1 protein-coding gene is annotated in these 1,607 nt (G+C 38.0%); it reads left to right on the top strand.

What is annotated here, in order from left to right:
• Positions 1-109 precede the first annotated feature (109 nt).
• Entirely contained in the window at positions 110-1,384 is a 1,275-nt protein-coding gene (locus NCCP28_RS23390; protein WP_248563557.1) for an IS110 family RNA-guided transposase, read from the top strand.
• The last annotated feature ends 223 nt before the right edge of the window (positions 1,385-1,607 follow it).

Here is a 1,607-nt window from a genome sequence, read left to right as displayed (position 1 = left end):
TTAGCATTCCTGTAGAGCGTTATTTTTCAACTTTGAAAAAAAAAGGGCTCCTCAGTAAGATATGAGTATAGAAACCACTCTAAAACTCAACCTTAGGAGGAACCCTACTATGAATTTTAAAATGCAAGACAAACAAAATCAACTAATTGAAAGAATTTCTGTTAAACATTTAATCATTGGTGTAGATATCGCTCAACAGCTGCACGTTGCTAGGGCAGTTAATTTCCGTGGAATTATTGTAGGAAACCCTCTGGCATTCGAGAACAATGAAGAGGGATTTATAAAGCTATTAAACTGGATTTTTGAGCTTAAAAGAATACATAAACTTGAGTACTCTATAGTGGGGATGGAACCAACGGGACATTACTGGATCAATCTTTCAAAATGGTTAATGAGCCAAGACATAGAAGTAGTAACCGTTAATCCCCATCTGGTCAAACGAAATAAAGAGAATCGAGATAATACCCAATCAAAGAGTGATAAAAAAGATGCTTTGGTAATAGCTGATATGGTAAAGAACGGATACTACTCCTTTGTAAGAAATAATTCTGAGTCATTTGAGAAGCTAAGGGTTCTCATATCGAACCGTGATGTGGTTGTTAAACGACTTGTGAGTGCTATTAATCAATTAAACAGATGGGTGGACATTGTTTTTCCTGAATTAAGACAAGTATTCAAGGATATTACTGCTAAAGGGGCAATAGCTACACTAAGACTTTTTCCTTCCCCAACAGAACTGTGTTCTAAGTCAACGGAAGAAATTATGACTGGATGGAGATCACTTATGAAGCGTCAGCCTGGCTTAAAGAAAGCTAATTTACTGCTTCATGTAGCCAATAAATCCGTTGGAACAAGACAAGCGTTAGAAGCCTATAAATTTCATTTGGAACAGTTACTTGAGGAGTATGACCTTACGGTACAACAACTCGAAAGAGTTGAAGTGGAAATCAAGAACGAATTATCTAACATTCCTTTCGCTAAAAAATTACTAATGATTAAGGGAATTAGTGAAATTTCCTTGGCAGGAATCCTTGGAGAGGCTGGGGATTTAAGTGGTTTTTCACATGGGAATTCCCTACTAAGGCATGCAGGCCTACATCTCGCAGAAGCTAGCTCAGGGAAATGGAAAGGACAAATCGTTATTTCTAAACGTGGAAGATCTAGGCTAAGACGTTTCCTGTATTTAGCCACCATGAGTTTAGTAATGAATAACACTGAATTTAAAGCTATCCATTTAAAAAACGTTAGAGAGAAGAAGATGAAAAAGATGAAATCCATTATGAAATTAGTCGGTAAATTGGCAAGGGTATTTGTAGGAATAGCACGTAATAACGAAGCATATTGTGCCAAGAAGGTTCAACCATATTTAGATTTGGTTGCTTAATTAATTATAGGGTTCTCGAAGAGAACATATAACCATCGAGTGTTGTCTTATTCGTAGGATTTCAAATATGTACGGAGTACCAGGTTTCTTCAACTAAAGGGCATTATGACCCATCAGGTTAGCATAACTGGCCTCCACCCCTTGGATAGGCATAACGAAGGAATGAGAGGGCAATTGACCCGTTGAGACATGGGAGGGAAAGCCTCCAGGGGCGGCGTGGAGA

The sequence above is a fragment of the Niallia sp. NCCP-28 genome (genome assembly GCF_023168165.1).
GTDB lineage: Bacteria > Bacillota > Bacilli > Bacillales > Cytobacillaceae > Niallia.
This window is presented reverse-complemented; position numbering and strand designations above follow the sequence as displayed.

Bases quoted from the DNA above. Each gene is read 5' to 3' on its own strand.
- NCCP28_RS23390 (WP_248563557.1), top strand. From the start codon at position 110: ATGAATTTTAAAATGCAAGACAAACAAAATCAACTAATTGAAAGAATT.